Raw genomic sequence first — 21,259 nt, 5'->3', positions numbered from 1 at the left:
GATATTTAAAAAGGTCAACTCGAATTCGAATTGGCCTTTTTTTGAACGTGGCTATCGCCGTTGGTCATCAAAGGATCTTTTCATGGCTATTAGTGTTACCCGGACGTCGAGCAGGTTTTTATGGCAATATATTTGCTACTGTTAAACCAACAACATTTTATCAGGTCTTAAAATTATAAAAAAACATATTTTACTAACTTAACAATTGATCCCATGAAAAAAATATTACTCGCTCTCGCCATAGGCAGTGTTTCTTTGCTAACATTGAACTCGTGTACTAAAGAATACATTACGAACAATTATTTACCGGGTATATCTTATACACATACCATCCAACCAGGTGACTGGTTACAAGACGGAGAAGAAGATTTAGGTGTTTATGCTGTTGATATTCCATTTCCGGAATTAGATGCACAATATTATAATTTTGGTACAGTACAGGTTGCATTAGAATTTGCTAATTCGAAGGGGGCATATGATGTAATTCCTGCCACTATTAGGGAGACCCATTATTCTTTCAGCTATGAAGTTGGCTATGTTACCTTGTTTGCAGAGACCAGATCACCGGAGGCCGATGATATCGACAGACCTATTGTTGTCAAAATCACATTAACAGATGCTGACGATGGAGGAAACTAAAAAAAGAAGTCTTAGGACTTCTTTTTTAGTATTGAATTGCTTAGGATTATGTTGTCTACCGCTCTGGAACAGTCCATAAATAAATGGTTGTACCCCCTACATTAACTTCCTTTTCCGGTTTCCAATCACCCATGCCGAAGGCGTGGGATACCACCTTCGTTCCCGGTTTTAATTCTTTTAATATTTTCGGACGTAATTTGAGATTTACGGATGATAATAGATAAAGCGTTAACACGTCTGCTTTGCTAAAATCAAAATCGAACAAATCGCCTTCGATAAACGTAACCTTGCCCGCGACACCTGCCTTTACCGCATTATCCTTGGCTTCTTTGATCCGTTGCGGATCAAGATCAATACCGGTAGCCTTCGCTCCACGTTTGGCTGCTGAAATCACAATTCTACCGTCACCGCATCCCAAATCAAAGTGAACATCTCCCGCTTTGATACCTGCTAAGTCAAGCATGGCATCCACTACCACTTGGTCTGTGGGTACATAAGGAACATCTAACCCTTTGGTTTGCGCGAACGCGTGTGAACCTACGAGGACAAAAAAAGTCGCTAACATTGTTTTTAAAGGATTCATAATCTTAAATTTTAAATATGTAACAAAAAACTATTTTTCACTTGCAAACGGATCAATTACAACCGTGTACATTCTACCTTCGATGATCTGGTTTCGATTCATTGCTGTTTCGGGTAAAAAAGAAAAACAACATACCCAGTAATAAAATTCCAATACCAAGCCAAGTGCCCATTCCTGCGAATAGTAAACTAGAATACAGCAGATAAGCTGACGCTAAACAGAATATTGCAGGCAACACAGGGTATAAAGGCACTTTAAACGGTCGCGGAACATTGGGTTCCGTAATACGTAGCACAAACAACGCCAACCCGGTGCATAGAATAAAAAACCAAAATATAGGCGCTGTAAAATTCACCATCGCTTCAAAACCACTACGTGCAAAAGAACCGACAACAATCAGCGCCGTTGCTATTGCACCTTGCGTCAGGAGGGCATTCACAGGCGTAGAACGCTCTGTTTTCCACACATTCATAAATGACAACAAGGGAAAGTCCTTTCCAAATGCATAATTTGTACGCGCACCTGTAAAAATGGTAGCATTGGTCGAAGTGAGCGCGGCAAGCATGACCAACAGTCCGATAAAAACAGCGCCCTTTTCGCCTATTGCCGTACGCATCATGTCCACACCGACGGCTTCGGAACGGGCGACGCCGTCTATCCCCAAAACATTGAGATAGGCAAAATTGATCAGCAGATATATTGCAGTAATGATGAGAATACTTGCTACCATAACGGTCGCCATTTTCTTGCTGCCACCGCGCATTTCCGATGATATATACCCTGCTTCGTTCCATCCACCGAACGTGAGAAGCACCATGACCAGTGCTGTCCCAATGGACATTGAAAAATCCGAATTGGCGATTAAGGGCTCCGCAACGAGTTCCTGATCCGTGGGGGCAAAGAAAAGCCCTACAACAATAAGGAATGCTAGGCCAATGAACTGCATACCGACGAGGAGTTTTTGGGCGCCCGTACCAACGTGAACCCCTATGATATTAGTTAAGGTAAGACCAATGACTACCACGATTGCATAGATCGAAGACGAGTAGGCGCCTAGACCATACAACTCGCTCATGTAATCGCCAACGATAAAAGAAAGCAAAGCAATAGATCCCGTTTGAATAATACTCATCCGTGCCCAAGCAAAAAGAAACCCAAAATGCCGACCAAATGCCCGGTATAAAAAATGGTATTCGCCACCCGTATGCGGAAATGTTGTGGAAAGTTCGGCATAGCACATGGCCCCAATCAGGGATATAGCTCCACCAAGTCCCCAAACGAAGAGGAACATTTCCCAAGTTCCCGTACTACTTGCAACAATAGGAGGTGTTCTAAAAATACCCGCTCCAACCACAATACCGACAATCATAACAACAGCATCGACCACCGTGAGTACTTGCTTGGGGGTATTTGTTTGAGCGCCTACAGCAGCGCTATGCGGTAATTTTTTCATTTCCTTCATCGGCAGAAGTACGTTGTCGTATCAACAATATGTTTACACTCTACGTACATAACCACAAAGAAATCAAATAGTTCACTTCTGTCATTACTTTATTAGCAGAAGTGAACTATTCTAGATTGGCTGGTAAGCTAAGGTTAAAAGGAGAGGATAATAAAAATGAAGGTTTGAAATCAACCCAATAGTTCCTTAGCATGTTGAAGTGCGGCTTCCCCAGGATTTGTACCGCTTAACATCTGTGCGACTTCTAAAACACGTTCATCCTTGTCCAAAAGCCGGATGTTAGATTTTGTTCGCTCGTCCAGGTCTTCTTTATACACCTTGAAGTGAGCTGTACCCTTAGAGGCAATTTGAGGTAGGTGTGTAATAGCCAATACTTGCATGTGCTGAGACAGATTTTCCATCACTTCGCCTACCCTTAAGGCCACTTCGCCTGATATACCTGTATCGATTTCATCAAATATAATTGTCGGCAACGCAGAACGTTGGCTTACCAGGGATTTTATAGCGAGCATCACACGAGATAGCTCCCCTCCGGACGCCACCTTATGGATCGGTTGCAACGTCTGCCCTTTATTAGCCGAGAATAGAAACTGAACTTTGTCTAATCCTTTAAACGAGATTTTGTCTTCTGTTAGCTGTTCCAAGTCTATCTGGAGGTTTGCATTTGGCATACCTACGGCGACAAGCGTGCCATTGACACTCTCTTGGATGATCGGCAAGCTTTGTTGACGTGTATTGCTGATCTGAAGAGCTAACTGCAATACGGCATCAAGTTGCGCCTTTACTTCGTTCTCCAACAACACTAACGCCTCATCCTGACTAGATGCGAGTTGAAGTTTTTGCTCCAATTGCTCCTGTAAGGCAAGGAGCTCCACATCGGTATCAAGCCGATGCTTTTTCAACAGGGTATAAATCTCACTTAAACGGCTGTTGACATGATCTAATCGATCGGCATCGAGATTGATACTTTCATTGGCCAGCTCTACCTCGTTGCTGATATCTTTAATCTCAATGTAGGTGCTTTGCAATCGCGTGGCTACTTCTTCTACAGGCTTAAAAAATTTGGACACGTTCTGCAGCTGTAGTACCGCATCCTTTAATAAGATTTGGATATTGCTATCTCCTTCATTCAACGCATATTGCGCTGCAGACAATCCCTTTTTGATGTCTTCGGCATTTTCGAGCCGTTGTTGTTCCCCTTCCAATTGCGCTACTTCACCCTCAATAAGGTTTACTTTTTCCAATTCATCAAATAGAAACTGGTTATAATCAAGTTCTGCATTTGCAGCATGAATGTCTTGCGTTAATGTTAGCAGCCGTTGTTCATAATTTTTTAAGCGTTTATATTCCGATTTATACGTTTGTACTAATTTATCATTTGCGGCAACACTGTCCACTACAAATAGTTGAAATTCTTCGGTATTTAGCTGCAATGTAGCGTGCTGGGAATGAATATCAATCAGTTTTTCGCCCAAAGTTTTAAGCGCACTTAAGGTAACGGGGGAGTCATTGACAAAGGCCCTGGATTTCCCATCCACGGCTATTTCCCGTCGAATAATAGTTTCCTCCTCATAATCTAAATCCGCCTCTCCAAAAAAATCATTCAATGCGTAAGAAGACACATTGAAATAACCTTCAATGATACATTTTTGACTTTCATCGAAAAACTGCTTTCCTTCCACGCGGTTACCCAAGATCAGCCCCAAGGCCCCCATAATAATGGATTTACCGGCACCGGTTTCCCCTGTTATGATATTTAATCCCTTATCGAAAGAAATATCAAGATTGTCTATTAATGCGTAATTCTTTATATATAAGCGCGTCAGCATGAAATTATTTTTTTAGTGTCTCGTATTTTGAAATATTAGCGGGATCCAGTTCGGCTAACAAATTGTAAATCTTGACGCTTTCATTTCCTGGCATTTTGGAAAATAGACCGACAAATTCATTGGATTTTGCGGTGAATAATGCATTGGTTAATACATTACCGGTATTGGTACGATCAACCTCTTTCAGTCTGACCATAATTTCTCCCATAACTCCTTTGGCTTTAGCTTCGTTTTCAAACATATTATCAAGCCCCTCTCTATGAAAGGCATACGAAAATTCGCGGTAGGGCATATATGCTCGATCCACGAGATTCGTAATCAGCCAATATCGGTTATCCATAGCTTCCATGCCTCTCCAACCTTCAACTTGTGAGCTCTGCGAATAATTCATAATCGTACGCGCTTTGGAAAATATTGGGGTACCTCCCGATTTTCGAAATGAATCCATATCCATCCCAATAATAATATTCGCGTAAAAGCCTAATAAGGAAGAAAGCGGCCCCAGATCTTGATTCTCGTTGAAATCCAACTGCTCTCCTTCTACATAGGAGAAATTAAAATATTTATCCCGGAAACTTAAAATTGGGCTGTTATAATTCGTTCCATACACTGGGCGCGCCGAATTTATCTGTGCGGTAGCTTTATATTGCTTGGAACCATCGTACTCGGAAATGATGATATTAAAACTGCAGTCGATACGTTCTTCGGGGCGGATCGCCTTACCGGTCCAAGATCGATTGTTTAGAAAGTCGGAAACAACACGTTGAAGCAATTCTAATGTCCGGGCATTTGTATTTTGCAATTGTGGGGCAGAAAGTTCTACTCTCGCATTTAATTCCTGCGCGAAAATACAAGAAACAGAGACCGTCAGCAAAATTATACTTAAGTAAATTTGTCGCATATAATTTGAATATGATTCAAAGATAACCGATTAAACTTAGCTTTCGAAATGAAATATCTATGAGCAATAACTTCTATAAATCAGGAGAAAACAATATGTTTGTATGAATGACGGACTTTATTAAACCATTAAGCAAATACTTACCAAGCGAAGCAGCGCCGATTATCTCACAATGGATAAACGATACAAATTGTCGATTTAAAGTGACGCGGAGCAGATCCTCCAAGTTAGGAGACTATAGAGCTCCATTCCGAGGAAGTACACATCAAATCACGGTCAATCATGATCTCAATCCATATTCCTTTTTGATTACAACAATACATGAATTTGCGCACCTGAAGACCTGGCAAGAGCATAAGCATCTTGTAAAACCACATGGATTGGAATGGAAAGAGAGTTTCAAGACGCTGATGCAACCCTTTTTAAAATTGAACATTTTCCCACAGGAAATAGTATATGCGATTTCGAGCTATATGTCCAATCCGGCCGCATCCTCCTGCACAGATCTACATCTGTACCGCGCTCTTAAAAATTACGACCGCCTCGATACATTTATCCATACGGTAGAAGAACTTCCTGAAAACAGTATCTTTCAACTCAAAAATGGCCGTACGTTTCAGAAAAAGGAAAAATTAAGAAAACGATACAAATGTATTGAAATAGATACCAACAAGATCTACCTATTTCACCCTATTGCCGAAGTTACACCATTGAATGCCAACATATAACTATTCACTTTATACTTCTAACTTTATACTTCTATATAATGAACAAAACAACAGTATACGCCCTCTTCATTTTACCATTGGCATTCTTTGCATGCCAGAACGGGCAACAGGATACCCATGACCCAACTACATTGGATACGGTAGCGCTCGAAGCAATACAGGAAGATACGTATAAGGAATCGGTATCCAAACTTTCTTCCGACGAATTTTTAGGACGGAAACCATTTACCAAAGGTGATACGCTTGCGGTAAACTATATCCAAGAACAATTTAAAAATCTAGGACTAAAACCCGGCAATGGAGATTCTTACTTCCAAGAAGTGCCGCTGGTAGAGATAACATCTAAACCAACTTCACCTTTAATGACATTAAAAGGCAAAAAAGGAGATTTGACGATTAATTACCTAGATGATTTTGTAATTGGAACCAAGAGACTACAGGAGCGTATTACTATCGCTTCGACAGAATTAGTTTTTGCAGGATTTGGAATCGTAGCGCCTGAATACGGGTGGAATGATTATGATGGATTGGACGTTGAAGGTAAAACCGTCGTCGTTCTGGCATCCGACCCGGGGAGATATGACAAAAATCTCTTTAAAGCGGATACCATGACGTATTATGGCAGATGGACTTATAAATATGAGGAAGCTGGTCGCCAAGGGGCAACAGGGATATTGATTATCCATGAAACTGCTGCTGCCAGTTATGGATGGAACGTGGTGAGAACCGGCTGGAGTGGCCCTCAATTGGATATGATCACAGAAAACAAGGGGGCTTCAAATGCAGAATTTGAGGGATGGATTTCGAACGAAACTGCCATTAATCTTTTTCGGATTGCTGATGTGGATTTAAAGGTAATGGAAGACGCCAAGAAACCGGGGTTCAAACCGGTATCGTTAAATGTAACGACTTCGATAAGCTTGGAAAACAATTTCCGTAAGTCTAAATCGAATAATGTAATAGCGAAAATAGAAGGCTCCAAAAGGGCTAATGAAACAATTATTTACACAGCACATTGGGATCATTTGGGTGTAGGCGAAGCCATTAACGGAGATTCTATTTATAATGGAGCTGTCGATAACGCAGCGGGAGTAGCCGCACTGTTTGAAATTGCGAAAGCATTCCGTACTGCTAAAGTAACACCGGAGCGCACCATTGTATTCATGGCGCTTACGGCCGAAGAAGAGGGTTTATTAGGATCAGCTTACTACGCAAACAATCCGATCTATCCAATTAACAAAACTGTAGCTAATTTAAATATGGATGCTTTTAGTCCATTAGGAGCTACAAAAGATGTATCTATTGTAGGACTGGGTCAAACAGAACTGGAAGATTACGTCGAAAAATCAACCTTTAAATTCGGAAGAATTATCAAGGGAGAAGGAAACCCTTCCTCTGGAGGATTTTACAGATCAGATCACTTCAACTTTGTAAAAAAGGGAGTACCTGGTTTATTCATGGGTAGTGGAGATGAACTGATTTCAACGGATACGACATCGAATGCCAAAAGAAAGGAAGCTTTATCAGACCGTTATCATAATGTTACGGATGAAATCGACGAAAACTGGGATTTCGGAGGCATGATAGCAGACATTCGCTTGTTTTTCGACATTGGATATACATTGAGTTTAGAAAATACATTTCCACAGTTTAAAGCTAATTCAGAATTTAAAGAATTAGGCGAAAAACGTCTTTCAAAATAGTACCTTTGCTAGGAAGATTAAGATACAATTTAATACATACAAACTATGTTAACAGGAATGAAACATTTACACTCGACTCTTGCTGTAGTACTATTATTAGCTTTAGTCATTTCCATTATTATTACTGCGGTTAATTATTTCAAAAGCAATCCTTACAATCGTAAAATAGCACTTATTGGATTCATCAGTGCACACTTACAGCTACTGATTGGATTGGTTATATATTTCACCTCACCATTGGGTTTGAAAAGTTTTTCTGGTGAAAATATGAGCAACGGGTTATCAAGGCTCTATTTTTTAGAACATCCCTTGCTGATGCTTATTGCAATCGTTTTAATTACCATTGGCTATTCGAAGGCGAAAAAAGCGAAAGAAGATTACAAAGCGAATAAGACTGTATTCTTCACCTATACCATTGCATTGATCTTGATTTTATCGAGAATTCCATGGAGCACCTGGTCTCTTTTAAATTAACACATCATAAAGGCGCTAGAGATAGCGCCTTTATGATGAAAAAGCTTTAACCTACTTCACAATAGCGTTAAGGTAAACTTCGATATTTAAATATCCCTTCCAGTCGGAATGTGAACTAAATTGCAACGCATCACTACGATCATTTTTGTTTAGATTCAACTTTTCTTCCCACTCATCAGGAATCCCGTCATTATCTGTATCTTTTTCAACATGAGTTTGTTTACCATCTACCTGCGTAAGGTCCATATTAAAAAAATCAGTCTCATTGTGAACATTTCGTCCGCTAAGCCCTTTACTTTTTAGCTCTTCGATCATCGAATCATCTATTGCATCACGCTTCGGAAAAACAGCACCGACGTTATCAACGATATAGTCAAATGCAGATAAAGCAGACATATTTGATGTGACACTTGGATAAGTTGCAAAGTATTGCGCATTTTTAAAATTTTGATTCGGGATACCGGGGTACCAAAAGTTGTTTGCTTCAATCATCACTCCATCAAGTTTACCATTTTGGTTATTATCATAATAATTTCCTTTTTGGAAGAGATTAAAATTTTGATTTCCCCTAGAAAATGGTGTGACTTTCGTTTGAGGAGTTGACGGTCCTCCGATAAAGTAATTATTTAAAATTAACACATTTGAAATCGCGGCTGACTCCCCTCCCAGAATATAAGCATCTGCTGAAATAGAATGTTCTGGGTTAATGGTATTTTTATTCCCAAAATTATAAACTACATTGTTAACAAACTCATTGATTCCTTTTACCTTAGGATTACGGGTCTTGTTACTGTGATAAAGAGATTTGAGTATGCTAATTTTCCCTCCGGATTGAATTAATCCTCCGGCGGAATGATTATAGGCGTGCAGACCTTGACCAATTATACTATTTTGTAATGTTATATCCGAAGGTTCCTCGCCTTTCTTATCCCAACTGATAGAAAATACTTCATCAAGTCCCCAGGTAATCGACATGTGATCTAAAATAATATTTTTACCATTGGAGATCCCGGAGGCATCTTCATTTTTACTAGCGCCTCCGTTGATTCCAAGTCTAACACGCAAATAACGGGCGATTGTATTATTGGATCCTGTAAATGATAGCGTCCTCCCATAGATAGTCACACCGTCTCCCGGAGCGGTCTGCCCAGCAATAGTGGTAAAGGGAGCAACTTTTAGCTTACTCTCAAGTTTGATGATCCCGCTAACTTTAAAGATTACAAAACGCCCAGGTTGGCTTACGGCATCGCGTAGGGATCCTTTTCCTTCGTCCGACAAATTTGTTACAAAATAGACCTGCGGTTGGTCTACTCCCCTGGCACCTTTGGCGAAGCGACCAAAACCTTCGGCTCCCGGAAAGGCTATATTTTCTTGCGAATACACAAATTGGAAAATAAATAGCGATAAAACAATCGGTATAAAAAAATAATTTGTTGGTGTCATAGGATTTAAAATTTAATGGTTAGAAACGTAGAGTCCAAACATCTAATATTTTATTTAATAAATTGACCTGTACCATCCTGCTCCAATATGTTTTGAAAACCGGAAAAAGAGAATTTCTAAAATTGAGTTTTTAGTTTATTTTAAATTTATAAAAAAAATTTATGTTTATTTGTAGCTTTTAGGTTATAACGTAAAGCATCTATATTTAAATTATTAACTTTACAACCTAATTTCCAATGAAAATCAATTAAAAAATGAGTGCAGATATAAACAAACTAGAACAGATTGCATCACAAGTAAGACGAGATATTGTACGTATGGTACATGCTTGTCAATCCGGGCATCCAGGAGGATCGTTAGGATGTACAGATTATTTCGTTGCATTATATTTTCAGGCAATGAAACATGACCCATCTTTTAATATGGCTGGTGAAGGTGAAGATTTATTCTTCTTGTCAAATGGGCATATTTCGCCGGTGTTCTATAGCACCTTGGCTAGAGCAGGTTATTTTCCGGTGAGCGAACTCGCGACTTTCCGCAAGATCAATTCGCGTCTGCAAGGTCATCCGACTACACACGAACACCTCCCAGGAATTCGTATTGCTTCGGGGTCTTTGGGTCAAGGTTTATCTGTTGCAATTGGTGCTGCACAAGCAAAAAAACTGAATAATGACAGTCAATTGGTATATGTACTAATGGGTGATGGTGAGTTACAAGAAGGTCAAGTATGGGAAGCAGCTATGTATGCCCCACACAACAAAGTAGACAATCTTATAGCTGCTGTGGACTATAATGGTGCACAAATCGATGGGCCAACCAATCAGGTGCTATCATTGGGTAATTTAAGAGCCAAATGGGAAGCTTTTGGGTGGGATGTACTAGAAGTTGAAAAAGGCAATGACATGGCATCTGTAGTTGCCGGCATCGAGGAAGCAAAATCACGTACCGGAAGGGGCAAGCCGGTGATGATCTTACTACATACTGAAATGGGATTTGGTGTTGATTACATGATGGGATCACATAAATGGCATGGTGTTGCGCCTAATGACGAGCAATTACAACTTGCGCTGGATCAAATTCCACGAACAGTGGGAGATTATTAATTTATACGAGACGTTAGACATGAGGTTTTCAAATGTCTAAATCCGAATCACTAAAATCTAAATACTATAAAACAACGTGAAACCGTCATGATTTTAAAAGTCATTAAAGACAAAAATAAATCACGATAGATTCACCGCAATTGAAAAAAACATACGGATGAAAAAATTCACATATACTGAATCAAAAGATACACGTTCAGGCTTTGGAGCCGGTTTATTGGAAGCCGGTAAAACGAACGAAAATGTAGTAGCGCTTTGTGCTGACTTAATCGGATCATTAAAGATGAATGATTTCATCAAAGAATTTCCGGAGCGTTTTTTCCAAATTGGAATCGCAGAAGCAAATATGATGGGTATCGCTGCAGGGCTAACAATTGGAGGAAAAATCCCTTTTACGGGAACATTTGCGAACTTCTCTACAGGAAGAGTGTATGATCAAATTCGTCAATCTATTGCATATTCAGACAAAAACGTGAAGATATGTGCTTCGCATGCAGGTCTTACCTTAGGCGAGGATGGTGCGACTCACCAAATACTAGAAGATATCGGCTTGATGAAAATGCTTCCGGGCATGACGGTTATCAACCCCTGTGATTTTAATCAAACAAAAGCTGCAACAGTAGCATTAGCCAGCCATATTGGCCCCGCGTATTTACGTTTCGGACGTCCGGTTGTTCCTAATTTTACACCTGCTGATCAAACATTTGAAATTGGCAAAGCGGTTTTGCTGAACGAAGGGAAAGACGTGACGATAATTGCTACCGGTCACCTGGTATGGGAAGCTATTAAAGCGGGTGAAGAACTAGAAAAATTAGGCATAGACGCCGAAATCATCAACATTCATACCATCAAACCATTAGATACTGAAGCTATTTTAAAATCAGTTGTTAAGACGGGGTGTGTCGTCACAGCGGAAGAGCATAATCGCTTGGGCGGATTGGGAGATAGTGTGGCGCAAGTACTGGCTCAAAAATTACCTACTCCACAAGAGTATGTAGCGGTAGATGATAGCTTCGGCGAATCCGGAACCCCTGCACAATTGATGGAGAAATATGGGCTGAATGCATCCAATATCGTGGCAGCTGCAAGAAAAGCTATTAGCAGAAAATAAGACAAATGGAAGACGCCTTAATCATATCAAAATTTGCTGATGAGCACACACGCGAAGAGGCGTTCGGCTATTTGCTAAAAAAATACCAACAAAAAATCTATTGGCACGTCAGACGCATGGTCATTGATCATGACGATGCGGATGACGTGACACAGGATATTTTCATAAAAGTGTGGCGCAACTTAGAGAAGTTTAGGGAAGATTCCCAACTATACACCTGGTTATACCGGATCGCTACGAACGAATGCATTACTTTTCTGAACAAGAAAAAGCAAAAACACAATGTATCCTTAGACGATGATAGCTCAGCATACTTGTCGGAAACTCTAGCAGATGGTCATTATTTCAACGGAGATAAAGCGCAACTTAAGTTACAACAAGCTTTACTTATTCTCCCCGAAAAACAACGGCTGGTTTTTAACATGAAATATTTTGAAGATCTTAAATACGACGAAATATCGGAAATACTTGGAACAAGCGTAGGCGCCCTTAAGGCTTCTTATCATTTGGCGGTGAAGAAAATAGAACATTTTTTTAACTCGAATGATTAAACCTTTTAGTGATAAAAGCATCTATACCCATACGATGAAGGAAATAAACACATATCATGGCGAATTAGGAGGAAATAAGCTTCCTGAAGCATTACGTGCCAATCCTTTTACCGCGCCCCCAGACTACTTCAGCCTGCAGGAGTCCGTAATTCTCTCGCTCGTAAAATTAGAAAGATTAGCGATTCAACAACATAACCACGTTACCCCTGAAGGATACTTCGAACAACTTCAAAACAATATATTAGCCAAAGTCGCTGAACAAAAATTAAAAAATCAAGTTACTGCACCCGGATTTGAAGTGCCACAACATTACTTTGAAGAATCAGTGCATCAAATTCAGGTTAAAATTTTTGAAGAAACACTGCGTAGCCAGGTTACAACGACGGGACTTACTATCCCTGTAGACTATGTTGACGTAGCTAAAGATTCTATTCTTAATCGAATAGCAGAAGAGCAATTAAAGGCTATTATAGATCGTGATGGTTATGAGGTCCCAGCAGCTTACTTTGAAACACTAGAGCAAGATATTGTAACAAATATCGCGGTGGAAAAATTAAAAGCTAAAGTTACGGAAACCGGATATCATGTACCTGTTGGATATTTTGATCTTTTGTCTGAAAAAATTACAGCGGACACAATTGGTAAAGAGATTAAGAACATACCATTCGATTCAGATCAAGATACCGGCGTCATTACCTTACCATCTAGAAAAAATTGGACAGCTTATGCCGCTGTAGCCGCCGTAGCTGTAATAATAAGTATAGGCTCCTACTTATCCCTTAATCAACAGGATAATGTGGTACAGCCACAGAACATATCACTTTCAGGAATACCTGATGAAGCAATTGTTAGTTATTTAGCTCAGGTTTCGGATGCCAATGATCTGGTCTTTTTCTCGGAGTATTTGGATATTCCTGAAAATGTGGAAATTGGTAATCAAGTAAAAGATAACGACATCGAGGAGTACTTAAATTATATGCTATAATGCTACGCTTTAAACAAATATTAGTTACACTCTGCTTTTTATTTACACTTCAAGTGGCTTCGTTCGCGCAGCAGCGGAACTTTGAAGTTATTGAAAATAAGAAAATTGCTTATATCACCAAGGAGTTAAAGTTGACTCCTGCTGAATCGCAAAAGTTTTTTCCGATTTACAACCAGTATAATCGGGAAATTTGGGATCTTAAAAAGGCAAAAAGAGGGTTGAATGCGCCGCAAAATGTAAATTCGTTCAATGGTAAAAGAGATGTAATTGCTTTTGATGCGAAAGAAGTGGATGTAAAAAAAGTATATCGAAGTAAATTTGCGCAGGTAATCGGACAGTCGAGAGCGTCGCAATTCTTCCAGGTGGAAGAGGATTTCATTAATATGCTGGCTAAAGAATATAAAAGCAGACCAAAAAGATAATAGAGGCGTAACGCTTCTATTTGTTTTTTAACGCGAATCTTCCTTACCTTCGCATATGATTAGTAACAGAGAGCTGTTTTTAAAAAATACTGCCCAAACTTCTGATAGCCCCCGCCTCATTGAAATTGAACGAGCGGAAGGTTCATTTCTTTACGGACCGCATGGCGAAAAATACTTAGACCTGGTATCTGGATTTAATGTTAGTAATATCGGGCACCGTCATCCAAAGATACTGGAGGCCATTAAAGCACAACTCGACAAATATCTACATGTAACCGTATACGGCGAATTTGTACAAGCACCACAAGTACAATTTGCGACAATGCTCTTAAAACAACTGCCTGCTCCTTTTGAATCTGTATACTTCACCAACTCGGGAACTGAGGCCGTGGAAGGATCCATGAAAGTTGCAAAAAAATACACGGGTCGCCGGCAAATCATTGCTGCTAAAAACGCCTATCATGGGAGTACCCAAGGCGCCCTTAGCCTTATCGGCAATCCGGCCTATCGACAGGCTTACGCGCCCCTATTACCAGACATCGAATTTATTGAATACAACAGTGTTTTGGACCTAGCTCGTATAACCCATGATACGGCTGCTGTTGTTATTGAAGCTATACAAGGTGAGGCAGGAGTACGAGTACCTAGTGTAAGTTACATGCAAGCCTTACGTAATAAATGTAATGAAACGGGGGCCCTGCTAATATTTGATGAGATACAAACCGGTTTTGGCCGCACCGGAAAATTATTTGCTTTTAATCACTTCGGTATCGTTCCGGATATCCTCATGTTAGCTAAAGGAATCGGAGGAGGTATGCCCCTCGGTGCATTTGTAGCATCCAAACAGATTATGGATGTTATAAAAGATAATCCTATGTTAGGCCATATCACGACATTTGGTGGACATCCCGTATCCTGTTCTGCCGCTCTGGCCTCACTCCAAGTGATTATCGAGGAGCAGCTTATAGAACAAGTAGAAATTAAAGAGAAGTTATTCAGACAGGAATTAAACCATCCTAAAATAAAGGAAATCAGAGGATTGGGATTGATGATGTGCTTACAACTGGAAACCTTTTCGCAAGTATATGCGGTAAGTCAGTACTGTGCAGAAAAAGGGATTATGATAGATTGGTACCTGCATTGTGAGACAGCCTTACGTGTTGCTCCTCCATTGACGATCTCCGAACAAGAAATAATGCAAGCCTGTGAAATAATAAAAGAAGGAATTGATAAATTCTGTTAATATTCTTAAGTTTAAAAAAAAATACACCTATAAAAATGGATAACAGAAGAGATTTTTTACAAAAAGGCTTGCTTACTTTAGGAGGCGCCTTGGTTGGTACTTCATTATTAAATGCAAAAGAACATATTGGTGTCGCTAGTAAGAAAGTAACCATCAATCAAAACGATATTATTTTATTCCAAGGAGACTCTATAACGGACAACGGTCGTAAAAGAGATAATGTAGAACCAAATAATACAGATGCTTTCGGAAAAGGTTATGCTATGATTGCGGCAAGCAATTTGTTAAACAAATATGCTGACAAAAACATACGCGTATATAACAGGGGCATCAGCGGAAATAAGGTACCACAGCTTGCTGAACGATGGGCGACAGATTGTATTGATCTTAAACCAAATATTCTAAGCATTATGATTGGTATCAATGATTATTGGCATAAAAGAAATGGCAACTATGAAGGGTCTGCAGATACTTACAAAGAGCACTATAAAAAATTACTTGATCAAACCTTGACGGCCCTACCTCACGTGAAATTAATAATTGGCGAGCCTTTCGGCGTAAAGAATGTGAAGCATGTAGATGACAGTTGGTTTCCGGAATTAGCACGATATCAAGACGTAGCACGTGAAATAACCAAAGAATATAACGCCGCATTTATTCCGTATCAATCTATTTTTGATAAGGCAGAAAAAAGGGCAAATGGGGCGTACTGGACTACAGATGGCGTACATACAACGCTCGCCGGAGCCAATTTAATGGCTCAGCACTGGTTAGAAACCGTGAGATAGTATAAAGACAAAGCGTCAGCGTTCAGACGCACATGAGCTAAATTACTGCTATTCAAATCAATATCATATTCATCGCGCTAATATCATCTACATTCGAAAGAAAAATTAATTATGGAAAATTACCTATTCCTTATTATACTCACGTTAATCGTCCTGGCAATAATCGATCTAATGGTCGGAGTTAGTAATGATGCGGTGAACTTCCTTAACTCTGCTATCGGTTCTAAAGCGATGCCATTTAAGACCATCATGATCGTAGCAAGCATAGGGATTATTTGTGGGGCGGTCTTCTCTAGCGGTATGATGGAAATCGCCCGAAGTGGCATTTATGTACCCGGTCAATTTAGTTTTTATGACGTGATGGTCATTTTTTTGGCGGTCATGATTATCGATGTAATCTTATTGGATGTCTTTAATTATTTTGGGCTCCCTACTTCAACGACAGTTTCTATCGTATTTGAACTTCTAGGCGCAGCCGTCTGTTTAGGGATGTACAAAATCATTAGCGAAGGCGCCGCCTGGAATACCCTGTCTAATTATATCAATACCGAGAAGGCGACTGAGATTGTGAGCAGTATCTTATTATCTGTACTCCTATCATTCACCGTCGGAATGATCGTTCAGTACATTTCGAGGCTCATTTTCACCTTTCAATTCGAAAAAAAAATAAAGACTGTCGGGGTTCTGTTTGGTGGTATTACCTTAACGGCTATCAGTTACTTCATTTTGATAAAAGGACTCAAGGGAGTCACTTTTATTTCTGAGAACACCCGAAATTGGATTAATAGCCATGAGGTAAATCTGCTGATAGGAAGCTTTTTCTTGTTTACGTTGACAAGCTTTATACTGACGCGCCTTAATATCAATATTTTAAAGCTGATTATTGGCGTAGGTACATTTGCACTCGCTTTATCTTTTGCCGGGAACGACTTAGTCAATTTTATTGGCGTCCCGGTTGCTGCCATACAGTCTATCGATATTTTTCGAGCTGGGGGCACCGATCCAAACACCTATATGATGGCTGCAATGGGATCAGATAATATTGTCGCCCCGGTCTGGATTCTCTTAGTTGCAGGGATCATAATGGTTATTACCTTATGGACTTCGAAAAAAGCAAAAACCGTCATCGAGACAGAAATGAGCCTCACAAACCAAGATGCGGGGGTGGATAGATTTAAGTCAAATGCCTTAGCGCGTCAGATTGTACGATCCTTTATCAACTTCGGCAATATAATAAGCTATGTAATGCCTAGAACATTACAGGCCCGACTGGATAAACAGTTTGATAATCCATTGGAAAAAGGCATTAAGAAGAAATCGGGCGATGAACCAATGTTTGACATGGTTAGGGCATCGGTTAATTTAATGGTGGCTAGCAGTCTGATTGCGCTGGGAACCTCCATGAAGTTGCCTCTATCGACGACCTATGTAACGTTTATGGTCGCCATGGGTACAGCTTTCGCGGATAGAGCTTGGGGCAGGGAAAGTGCTGTATATCGTGTATCGGGAGTTTTCCACGTAGTGGGAGGCTGGTTTATCACGGCAGGCTGTGCATTTGCAGGTGCTTTTATATTGGCCTACCTTCTAAAAATCGGCGGAATTATCACCTTTGTATTAGCCATCATTTTATTGACCGTTTTCTTATATAGAAATTCGAAAAGTCACGGTCGGAAAGTAAAAGAGCAGTCGGCACGAAAACTCCAGCTTGAAAAAAAAGATATACAAACGTTACAACAGGTAACGGAGGCCAGTGCTAATCAGATCAGCGAGATTATTACAAAGACAAATATACTGTACAAAGATGTAATTGAGGGCCTGATTAATCAAGATTTAGTGACCTTGAACGCAGATAAAAAATTAGTAAAGAAGCTGCAAAAAGATCTTAATTCTACGAATTCATCGTTATATGATTTTATCCGAAACCTCGACGATTCATCCGTAAAAGGGAGTCGATATTATATTCAATCTTTAGGTTACCTCCAAGATATTGTCGAAAACTTGGGTGTAATCACTTCAAACATCTACGATCATGTAGACAACAATCACAAACCGCTCAAAATTAATCAAGCGAAAGATCTAAAATATATTGTGGAAAAACTGGGGCAATGGTATTCCAAAATAAACGATGTTTACAAACGGCAAGATTTCTCTAAAATTGATGATATTATTGAAGAAAGATTAGAACTGCAAGATATAAATAACCAATTTTTGGATCGGCAAATTGAACGTATTCGAACATCCGAAAACAGCCCGAAAAACTCAAAGTTGTATTTTTCTATTCTACTCGAAACAAATGAGCTAATCAGCTCGACGTTTAAACTCATTCGATTGCACCAAGAGTTCGAAAGGTCCAGAAGTATGAGCACATAAAAAAAGGAACTTACCGGTTCCTTTTTTTTATGCTTTTTTAATGTGCTAATACTTCCGGCAACGCTTCAATATCCACCTCCCCATTCTCCGTTATGGCAATAAACTTTACCGGGACGATCTCATTTACTAAAAGAGGATCATAAAGTGTTCGTACTTTGACGTAATTTTTAGAAAAACCGTGCATATATCCCTCTTTTACGTCGGACTCAAACAGTACCTCTCCTACTTTTTTCAATTGAGATTCATAAAAAGCTCGTCGTTTTTTTTCGGATAGGATATGTAACATTTTACTTCTATCACTTCGTTGTACTCCAGGAACAGCTCCTTCCATTTGAGCTGCTATTGTATTTTCGCGCTCGGAGTAGGTGAAAACGTGCAAATACGAAATATCCATTTCATTTATGAAATTGTAGGTATCTATAAAATCTTCGCGCGTTTCTCCAGGAAAACCCACGATCACATCAACACCTATACAACAGTTCGGCATCAAGGATCTTATTTTTGCAACTCGTTCGGCATATAATTCACGTTTATAGCGACGACGCATCTGAGCCAATACTTTATTATTCCCAGCCTGCAAAGGCATATGAAAATGTGGTACAAATCGTTTCGATTGCGCCACAAATTCAATAATCTCGTTTGCTAAAAGGTTTGGCTCTATGGACGAAATACGAATGCGATCGATACCTTCTACTTCATCCAATGCTTTTACCAAGTCCAAAAACTTATCTTGTCGCTTGCCGTCGCGAACACCAAAATCACCGATATTGACCCCTGTCAGCACAATTTCCTTAACACCGGAGGCTGCAATCTCCTCTGCCTGACGGACAACATCCTCAATCTTACCAGAGCGACTAGCGCCACGGGCTAAAGGAATCGTACAGAATGTACAGGAGTAATCACATCCGTCTTGCACTTTCAAGAATGTGCGTGTACGATCTCCAATGGAGAATGCAGAAACAAATTGATTTGTTTCATCAATAGGCGCATTATGAATAATAGTCTTTTTTTCCTTTGTCAAATCATTGATATGTTCAATGATATTAAATTTTTCGGCGGCGCCAAGTACCATATCCACGCCTGGGATTTCGGCAATTTCTTTCGGTTTCAATTGAGCATAACATCCCACGATGGTTATATACGCATTCGGAGAATGTTTCAATGCCTCTTTTACCACTTTTCTACACTTTCTATCTGCGTGGTCTGTAACCGAGCAGGTATTGATAACATATACATCCGCTTGACTGTTAAACGGTGTAGTTTCATAACCCGCATCGCTAAAGATACGACCAATAGATGACGTTTCTGAGAAATTCAGTTTACATCCCAATGTGTAGAAAGCAACTTTTTTATTCATCTATACAATATACTTTTAACTTTCATATACCAACTTGCTATAGTCAGTGTGTTACTCATGTATTTGGTATTTCAAAAACATGAATATGTGATAATATCTACAAAAGTACACAAAAAGACACAAAATGTGAGTTGTTGAAAAATTGTGATATTCTAATGATGCGAAAACACTTATCTTCGTAAGATTCAAATTAAAAATCATGAAACAGTATTTAGATTTGCTAAGGCATGTGTATACGACAGGTGTAGAGAAAACGGATCGTACAGGAACGGGTACTAAAAGTGTTTTTGGTTATCAAATGCGTTTTAATTTAAAAGAAGGTTTCCCATTAGTTACTACTAAAAAGCTTCATCTTCGTTCGATAATACATGAACTGATTTGGTTTTTAAAAGGAGAAACGAACATTCAATACCTGAAAGAGAATGGTGTCAGTATTTGGGATGAATGGGCAGATGAAAAAGGCAATTTGGGACCGGTATACGGTTCGCAGTGGCGCTCTTGGCCTACCCCAGACGGAAAGCATATTGATCAGATCTCGCAAGTGATCGATCAGCTAAAGACAAATCCGGACTCTCGACGTATCATCGTATCGGCCTGGAATGTTGCTGAAATTGAAAACATGGCTTTACCTCCATGTCACGCTTTTTTTCAGTTCTATGTTGCTCCAGCTCAACCTGAAAATGGCATACTAAGACCTCAACTTTCTTGTCAATTATATCAGCGTAGTGCCGATATTTTTTTAGGTGTTCCTTTCAATATCGCATCCTATGCTTTGTTGACGATGATGGTCGCGCAAGTGTGTAATATGGAGGCGGCTGATTTTGTACACACCCTTGGGGATGCACATATCTATAGCAATCACTTTGACCAGACAGAATTGCAACTTTCGAGAGATCCGAAGTCACTTCCCAACTTGAAAATCAATCCGGATGTTAAAGACATTTTCGACTTTAAATTCGAAGATTTTGAATTGATGGATTATGAATTTCATCCACATATCAAGGCTCCTGTAGCTGTATAAGCTTATATCTATACTAGAAAAAAGAGTAAAGAAATATTTTCAAGAAATGAGTAATCTCAAACTAACTTTAATAGTTGCTGCTGCGGAGAACAATGCAATCGGAAAAGGCAACAAAATGCCCTGGCACCTGCCTGGTGATTTCAAATATTTCAAGAAAAACACGCTTGACCACTCTATAGTGATGGGGCGTAAAACTTTTGAATCCATTGGAAAAGCTTTGCCCGAGCGTAGAAATATTGTGATCACGCGTGATCTTAATTATAAAGCGAAAGATATTGATGTCGCAAATAGCCTAGAAGAAGTCTTGACGTATTGCCGAGATGAACGTGAAATTTTTATCATTGGAGGTGCTGAAATCTACAGACAAACACTTCCTTTGGCACAAAAAGTTCTTTTGACACGTGTACATACTACAGTTGATGGTGACGCTTTCTTTCCAGCGTTAATTCCAACGGCCTGGAAACTCATAAGCTCAGAAACTTATCAAAAAGATGAAAAACATGCTTTTGATTATTCGTTTGAAGTTTACGAAAGGGTATCGTAAGT

General features: G+C 39.6%; 20 protein-coding genes. 14 read left to right on the top strand and 6 right to left on the bottom strand.

All coding sequences use genetic code 11. From position 1 onward, the window contains the following. Positions 1 to 213 precede the first annotated feature (213 nt). Positions 214 to 639 (top strand): hypothetical protein, encoded by a 426-nt coding sequence (locus C4F40_RS15985; protein WP_196940376.1) that lies wholly within the window; start codon positions 214 to 216, stop codon positions 637 to 639. A gap of 55 nt (positions 640 to 694) precedes the next feature. On the opposite strand, the gene C4F40_RS15980 is transcribed toward C4F40_RS15985, so the two are convergent. From C4F40_RS15980 to porD, 4 genes are all read right to left on the bottom strand, one after another. Beyond that, positions 695 to 1,222, bottom strand: coding sequence for an SAM-dependent methyltransferase (locus C4F40_RS15980; RefSeq protein ID WP_196940375.1), 528 nt, complete (start codon positions 1,220 to 1,222; stop codon positions 695 to 697). Positions 1,223 to 1,295: 73 nt separating this feature from the next. Continuing rightward, entirely contained in the window at positions 1,296 to 2,675 is a 1,380-nt protein-coding gene (locus tag C4F40_RS15975; RefSeq protein WP_196940374.1) for an APC family permease, read from the bottom strand. Between the two features lie 179 nt (positions 2,676 to 2,854). Then, entirely contained in the window at positions 2,855 to 4,513 is a 1,659-nt protein-coding gene (gene recN / locus C4F40_RS15970; RefSeq protein WP_196940373.1) for a DNA repair protein RecN, read from the bottom strand. Positions 4,514 to 4,517: 4 nt separating this feature from the next. After that, positions 4,518 to 5,414: a type IX secretion system protein PorD gene (gene porD / locus C4F40_RS15965; RefSeq protein WP_196940372.1), complete on the bottom strand. Its 897-nt coding sequence runs from the start codon at positions 5,412 to 5,414 to the stop codon at positions 4,518 to 4,520. Between the two features lie 107 nt (positions 5,415 to 5,521). Between porD and C4F40_RS15960 the strand changes: the two genes are divergently transcribed. The 3 genes from C4F40_RS15960 to C4F40_RS15950 are packed head-to-tail and all read left to right on the top strand — an operon-like array spanning position 5,522 to position 8,319. Further along, a complete protein-coding gene (locus tag C4F40_RS15960; protein WP_196940371.1) occupies positions 5,522 to 6,142 on the top strand; it encodes a SprT family zinc-dependent metalloprotease in 621 nt (206 codons plus the stop codon). A 38-nt stretch (positions 6,143 to 6,180) separates the two neighbouring features. After that, positions 6,181 to 7,845 (top strand): M28 family metallopeptidase, encoded by a 1,665-nt coding sequence (locus C4F40_RS15955; RefSeq protein ID WP_196940370.1) that lies wholly within the window; start codon positions 6,181 to 6,183, stop codon positions 7,843 to 7,845. Positions 7,846 to 7,902: 57 nt separating this feature from the next. Next, entirely contained in the window at positions 7,903 to 8,319 is a 417-nt protein-coding gene (locus tag C4F40_RS15950; protein ID WP_196940369.1) for a hypothetical protein, read from the top strand. Between the two features lie 51 nt (positions 8,320 to 8,370). On the opposite strand, the gene C4F40_RS15945 is transcribed toward C4F40_RS15950, so the two are convergent. Then, positions 8,371 to 9,762: a pectate lyase family protein gene (locus C4F40_RS15945; protein ID WP_196940368.1), complete on the bottom strand. Its 1,392-nt coding sequence runs from the start codon at positions 9,760 to 9,762 to the stop codon at positions 8,371 to 8,373. 254 nt (positions 9,763 to 10,016) lie between these two features. Between C4F40_RS15945 and C4F40_RS15940 the strand changes: the two genes are divergently transcribed. The 8 genes from C4F40_RS15940 to C4F40_RS15905 all read left to right on the top strand — a co-directional run bounded on the left by C4F40_RS15940 (position 10,017) and on the right by C4F40_RS15905 (position 18,335). After that, on the top strand, positions 10,017 to 10,865 hold the full coding sequence (locus C4F40_RS15940; protein WP_196940367.1) for a transketolase: 849 nt from the start codon (positions 10,017 to 10,019) through the stop codon (positions 10,863 to 10,865). Positions 10,866 to 11,022: 157 nt separating this feature from the next. Further along, complete coding sequence (locus C4F40_RS15935; protein WP_196940366.1) at positions 11,023 to 11,976, top strand: transketolase family protein; 954 nt, start codon at positions 11,023 to 11,025, stop codon at positions 11,974 to 11,976. Between the two features lie 5 nt (positions 11,977 to 11,981). After that, positions 11,982 to 12,527 carry an RNA polymerase sigma factor gene (locus C4F40_RS15930; protein ID WP_196940365.1) on the top strand — a complete coding sequence of 182 codons (546 nt, stop codon included), beginning with the start codon at positions 11,982 to 11,984 and terminating at the stop codon, positions 12,525 to 12,527. A gap of 34 nt (positions 12,528 to 12,561) precedes the next feature. After that, positions 12,562 to 13,512, top strand: a complete 951-nt coding sequence (locus tag C4F40_RS15925; RefSeq protein ID WP_196940364.1) for a hypothetical protein — start codon at positions 12,562 to 12,564, stop codon at positions 13,510 to 13,512. Next, entirely contained in the window at positions 13,512 to 13,934 is a 423-nt protein-coding gene (locus C4F40_RS15920; protein WP_231390089.1) for a hypothetical protein, read from the top strand. The genes C4F40_RS15925 and C4F40_RS15920 overlap by 1 nt, the downstream gene beginning before the upstream one ends. 55 nt (positions 13,935 to 13,989) lie before the next feature. Next, positions 13,990 to 15,177, top strand: a complete 1,188-nt coding sequence (locus tag C4F40_RS15915) for an aspartate aminotransferase family protein (RefSeq protein WP_196940363.1) — start codon at positions 13,990 to 13,992, stop codon at positions 15,175 to 15,177. Positions 15,178 to 15,212: 35 nt separating this feature from the next. Continuing rightward, positions 15,213 to 15,965: an SGNH/GDSL hydrolase family protein gene (locus C4F40_RS15910; RefSeq protein ID WP_196940362.1), complete on the top strand. Its 753-nt coding sequence runs from the start codon at positions 15,213 to 15,215 to the stop codon at positions 15,963 to 15,965. Positions 15,966 to 16,076: 111 nt separating this feature from the next. Next, positions 16,077 to 18,335 carry an inorganic phosphate transporter gene (locus tag C4F40_RS15905; protein ID WP_196940361.1) on the top strand — a complete coding sequence of 753 codons (2,259 nt, stop codon included), beginning with the start codon at positions 16,077 to 16,079 and terminating at the stop codon, positions 18,333 to 18,335. A gap of 37 nt (positions 18,336 to 18,372) precedes the next feature. Here C4F40_RS15905 and mtaB read toward each other — a convergent pair whose 3' ends face one another. Then, the gene (gene mtaB, locus C4F40_RS15900; protein WP_196940360.1) at positions 18,373 to 19,692 is read right to left on the bottom strand and encodes a tRNA (N(6)-L-threonylcarbamoyladenosine(37)-C(2))-methylthiotransferase MtaB; all 1,320 of its coding nucleotides are present in this window, start codon (positions 19,690 to 19,692) and stop codon (positions 18,373 to 18,375) included. 199 nt (positions 19,693 to 19,891) lie between these two features. Here mtaB and C4F40_RS15895 point away from each other — a divergent pair, with 199 nt between their 5' ends. Continuing rightward, complete coding sequence (locus C4F40_RS15895; protein ID WP_196940359.1) at positions 19,892 to 20,713, top strand: thymidylate synthase; 822 nt, start codon at positions 19,892 to 19,894, stop codon at positions 20,711 to 20,713. Positions 20,714 to 20,759: 46 nt separating this feature from the next. Further along, positions 20,760 to 21,257: a dihydrofolate reductase gene (locus tag C4F40_RS15890; RefSeq protein WP_196940358.1), complete on the top strand. Its 498-nt coding sequence runs from the start codon at positions 20,760 to 20,762 to the stop codon at positions 21,255 to 21,257. The last annotated feature ends 2 nt before the right edge of the window (positions 21,258 to 21,259 follow it).

The organism is Sphingobacterium pedocola (assembly GCF_015209965.1).
In the GTDB taxonomy this organism is placed as follows: Bacteria; Bacteroidota; Bacteroidia; order Sphingobacteriales; family Sphingobacteriaceae; genus Sphingobacterium; species Sphingobacterium pedocola.
Note: the sequence above shows the minus strand (reverse complement) of the source record. Positions and strands in the feature narration are given on the sequence as shown.